This window comes from Delftia sp. ZNC0008 (genome assembly GCF_000799035.1).
GTDB lineage: Bacteria > Pseudomonadota > Gammaproteobacteria > Burkholderiales > Burkholderiaceae_C > Comamonas > Comamonas tsuruhatensis.
Genome location: NZ_JTKZ01000158.1, coordinates 1 through 4,824, shown reverse-complemented (window position 1 = coordinate 4,824; position 4,824 = coordinate 1). Strand labels below are relative to the sequence as shown.

The window sequence follows — 4,824 nt, the reverse complement described above, 5'->3', positions numbered from 1 at the left end:
CCGCGTCCTGCGCCGTCTTTTGCATCTTTCCGCCATGAGCCTCGTCCAGCCCCTGCCCCCCGGTCCGCTCGACATCGTCGGCGACATCCATGGCGAAGCCGAAGCGCTGGAGCATCTGCTGGGGCACCTGGGCTACGACGCGCTGGGCCGCCACCCCCAGGGCAGGCGCCTGGTCTTCGTGGGCGACTTCTGCGACCGGGGTCCCGACAGCCCGGGCGTGCTGGCCCGCGTGGTGCCCATGCTGGAGTCGGGCCATGCGCTGGCCGTGCTCGGCAACCACGAAATCAACCTGCTGCGCGAGGATGCCAAGGACGGCTCCGGCTGGTTCTTCGACAGCCGCGTGGCCTCCGACACACCCAAGTACGCCCCGTTCGCACGCATGCCGCTGTGCGATATCCCCGACACCCTGGCCTTGCTGGAGCGGCTGCCCATCGCCATGGAGCGCGAGGACCTGCGCGTGGTCCACGCGGCCTGGCGCCCGCAGCAGATCGCCATGGCGCGCGAGCTGCCGCCGGGCAGCGCGCGCAGCGCCTATGACCACTTCGAGGCCGTGGCCGCCCAGCAGGCCCAGGTCAACAAGGTGGCCGAGCGCATGCGCGCCGAGCGCCGGCAATGGCCGCACGACCTGGAAGACCGCAACTGGCTACCGCCCTTCCTGCCCGCGCACAGCGAAAGCGAACTGGCCAAGGCCATGGTCAATCCGCTGAAGGTGCTGACCTCGGGCGTGGAGCGCGAATGCCGCAATCCCTTCTACGCGGGCGGCAAGTGGCGCTTCGTCGAGCGCGTGGCCTGGTGGAACGAATATGAGGATGCCCAGGCCGTGGTCGTGGGCCACTACTGGCGGCGCCTGAATCGCGGCGGCCCGTCCTTCCACGGCGCCCAGGCCGAGAACCTGTTCGGCCAGACGGGCCCGCTGTCCTGGCACGGCCGGCGCGGCAATGTGTTTTGCGTGGACTACTCGGTCGGCGGCCGCTGGAATGCCCGCCTGGCGGGCGAGGACCCGCAGCAGCGCTTCAAGCTTGCCGCCATGCGCTGGCCTGAGCGCCGCCTGGTGTTCGACGACGGTGCCCAGGCGGACAGCGAGGAGTTCGGCGTTGCGGCGGCCGCTGCCGCATAGCACGCGCCAGATACGCGGCGCTTAGCGTCAGCAGCAGCGAGCGCGGTGCGCCGTAGCAGTTGTTGCCCGACACCGTGTTGAACGAAGGCACGTAGCAGCGCCTGTCCAGCAGGTTGCTGGCGTTGGGCGCCACGCCCAGAGGGTGTCCGCCCCCCTCCGAAGAGAGGGGGAAGCGGCGCAGCCGCTCAGGGGTGCCTCAGAACGTTCCGCGCAGCGTCAGCATCACATTGCGTGGCTCGCCATACCAGTTGTTGCCGCCGCTGGTGCCCACCGTGCGGTAGTAGACCTTGTCGAACAGGTTGTTCAGGTTGAGCACGGCCTGCCAGTTGCGGTTGATGCGGTACTGCACGCTGGCATTCCACACGGCATAGCCGCCCTGGCTGAACTTGAAGGGCACGGCCGCACCGTCGAACTTGCCCGTGTCAGGATTGAAGGCATTGGCCGAGCCGCTGACGAAATGCGCGCTCTGGATATTGGCGCCACCGCCAATCGTCCATTGCGACAGCTCGCCGGGCAGGCGGTAGGTGCTCCACAGCTTGAACAGATGCTTGGGCGTGACGGAGTGGTAGATGCCTTCGATGCCCGGCGTCTTGTTGTGGTTGCGGTTGAAGGTGTAGCCGGCAAACAGCTGCCAGCCGCGCGCCAGCTCGCCCGAGATCTCGCCTTCCACGCCCTGGCTGACCACCTTGCCCTTGCTCAGCCAGCAGCAGTTCAGGCCCGCGTCGCCGATGTCGGTGTTGGGGTAGGAGGGATCGGCCACGGCCTCGCCATTGCGCTCTATGCGGTACAGGGCCATGGAGGCCATCAGCCGGCCCTCGTTGAACTCGCCCTTGGCGCCCAGCTCGAAATTGCGGCCCTTGATGGGGTCCAGCGGCGTGCCGGGCAAGGGCCCACCCAGCTTGTCGGCCTGGGACTTGTGGATCTCGGCGACGCTGCCGTAGGCCGTCCAGCGGTCGTCGATGTCGTAGACCAGGCCACCGTAGGGCGTGAAGATGCCGCTCTCGCCATAGGACGACACGATGCGGCTGGTGAGATTGCCGGCCCGGTCGAAGCGCAGCCAGGGCGTCTGCGTGTCGTAGCTGGCGCGGCGCGCGCCGACGATGGCGGTCAGGCGGTCCGTCAGGCTCAGGTTGAGCCGGCCGTACAGGCCTTTCTGCGTGGCGCCATAGCCCGCGAAGCTGCGCGTCTTCCAGACGAAGCTGGGCAGGGGAATGGCGCCCGGGTCGAAGCCGAACACACTGATCCCCCCCGCCGGCGTATCCACTTCGGAGAGAAAGGTGTCCTGCGTGTCGCGGATCTTGACCCAGTCCGCGCCCAGCAGCAGCCGGTGCCTGCGCCCCAGCAGGGAGAACGTTCCGCTGACGTTGGCATCCAGCGCCTTCTTGGTGGAATAGAAATCGTTGGAGAACCCGCTGAGCGCCGCGCCCAAGCCGGTCGAGGGGTCCACCGCCCCGGACATGTCCGCCAGACGGCTGTCGCTGTCGACCTTGACGTAGTTGGCATGGGCACGGACGCGCCAGTCGCCTTGCAGTCGTTGCTCCAGCTGCGCAAACAGTTCCTTGTTGGTTCTGTCGTAGTGGCCCCAGCCGGCCATCAGCGCCGTGCTGCGCGGCAGGTGCAGATCGTCGCCATTGGCCGCGCGCGGCAGGCCGCTGCGCCAGGGCAGGCTGGCCGACTTGTCGTAGCTGCCGCCCAGGGTCAGCTTGGTCGCAGGCGTGAGATCGGCTTCCACGATGCCGTAGAGCAAGGTGTTGCGCGCATCGGCGTAGTCATAGAAGAACTCGCGGTCGCTGTGCGCCAGCACGGCGCGGCCGCGCACCCGGCCATCGGCGGCCAGCGGGCCGGCCACATCGACTTCGGCCCGGCGCTGGTTCCAGCTGCCCACCGAGGCCGAGGCCAGCACCTGCGGCTGTGCCGTGGGGCGCTTTCTCACCAGGTTGATGGAGCCGCCGGGCTCGCCATTGCCGCTGTACAGGCCGTCCGCGCCGCGGATCACCTGCACGCTGTCGTACATGGCCATGTTGGGGTCGAAGGTGCCCTGGCTGAAGGCGTCCACCGCCGCTCCGTCGATCTGGACATTGCTGATCTTGAAGCCCCGCGCGTAGAAGCTGTTGGCCGTGCCGCCCAGGCCACCCGAGCCCGCGTAGTCCACCGTCACGCCCGTGGTCTGCTGCATCACGTCGCCCACGGAGACCAGGCCCTGGTCCTCGATGCGCTGGCGCGTGACCACGGAGATGGACTGCGGCGTCTCGCGCACGCTCTGCCCCTTGCCCAGCGACACGCGCGAGGCCGCATAGGAGCCCAAACCCTCCGTGGTATCGCCAGCGTGCGCCTGGGCCGTGACCAGCACCGTGCCCAGCGCAGCATCGGCTGCCGGCGACGGCTCCCTGGCAGGTGCCTTCAGCGTATAGGCGCCCGGTACGGCATCGATCACGGTCACGCCGGTGCCCGCCAGCAGCCGGTCCAGCGCCTGGCGCGGCGTGAAGCGGCCCTGCAAGGCCGGCGAAGTGCGGCCTGCAACGATCTGCGGATCGAACAGCACCTGGTGCTGGGCCTGCTGCGTGAACTGGCGCAGCGCGCCGGCCAGCGGCTGGGGCGCGATGCTGAAGGCCAGCTCCCCTGCCTGGCCGGCCTGCCCCGCCTGCACGGACGATGGCTGCTGCGCCTGCACCGCAGGCTGCGCCAGCGCAACCAGGGCTGCAGCCACCAGCGACGGCATCCTTGCCCGCCGCCATGGCCTGCCCCTGTGCTGAAACTCTCCTCCCCAAATGCCCGCGCCCATGGCGGCGCTGCCGTGTTCTTTTCCTGCTTGCATCCCTGCTCCTGCTGCACTGTGTCCATTGCCCGCTGTCGCGGTGTGCGCGGTGGGTGGCAGGCAGACAGTTGAGCGTCCACCCGCCACGCGCGTGCGCGGCCGTCGCGGTTGTTGGCTGAGCTGTGCACTGGGCAGCGGCCTGGCTGGCAACCATGGAGGCGCGAGAAAACCCGGCCTCCATGAAGGTAAAACCCGCTACCGCGCCAAAGTGGGAACGTGGCCGAACCGAGAAAGCGAGTTGTTTACATTAATTTACAAATAGACAAAGCACTCAATGCGCCGAGATTCGCCAGCCGCCTTGCGCATCGCCCTGCACACGCACCGGCAACAAGTGCGGCAGCGAGCGCAGAAACACCTCGGGTTTGCCGGTCAGCGCCACGCCGGACACGGACAGCGCGGCCAGCCGCGCATCGCCATCCACCCGTACGGGCTGGCCCAGGTAGCGCGCCAGATCGGCTGCCACCTGGGTCAGCGGCGCCTGCTGGAACACCAGCTGGCCGCTGCGCCAGTCACCCACGGTGTCCGCGCCCGCGGCCAGCGGCTGCCGTGTGCCGTCGCGGGCATCGACGGACATGCCTGCGCCCGCGCCCAGCAGCAGGCGCCGGTCGTCCGCAGCATGGCGGTCGGGACGCAGTTCCACCTTGCCCTCCAGCACCTTCACCACCAGCGCTGGCGGCCCGGCGCGCACATTGAAGGCCGTGCCCACCACGCGGACCTGGCTGGCGCCGCTGTCCACGGTGAAGGGCCGCGAGCGGTCGGCGGCGACCTGGAAGAAGGCCTCGCCCTGGTCCAGCACCGTCTCGCGGCGGCGCGGGTAGTAGCGCACCTGCAGCCTAGAGGAAAAATTCAGCGTGACCCGTGTGCCATCGGGCAGTTCGGCCTCGCGCACCTC

The 4,824-nt window shown here is 68.9% G+C and carries 3 protein-coding genes; 1 reads left to right on the top strand and 2 read right to left on the bottom strand.

The window, feature by feature from the left end:
* Positions 1-34 precede the first annotated feature (34 nt).
* The gene (locus L995_RS05430) at positions 35-1,117 is read left to right on the top strand and encodes a metallophosphoesterase (protein ID WP_016447512.1); all 1,083 of its coding nucleotides are present in this window, start codon (positions 35-37) and stop codon (positions 1,115-1,117) included.
* Positions 1,118-1,313: 196 nt separating this feature from the next.
* On the opposite strand, the gene L995_RS05425 is transcribed toward L995_RS05430, so the two are convergent.
* Positions 1,314-3,932, bottom strand: coding sequence for a TonB-dependent siderophore receptor (locus L995_RS05425; protein WP_047469924.1), 2,619 nt, complete (start codon positions 3,930-3,932; stop codon positions 1,314-1,316).
* A 271-nt stretch (positions 3,933-4,203) separates the two neighbouring features.
* On the bottom strand, positions 4,204-4,824 hold a 621-nt coding region (locus L995_RS05420; protein ID WP_047469922.1), incomplete at its 5' end, for a FecR family protein.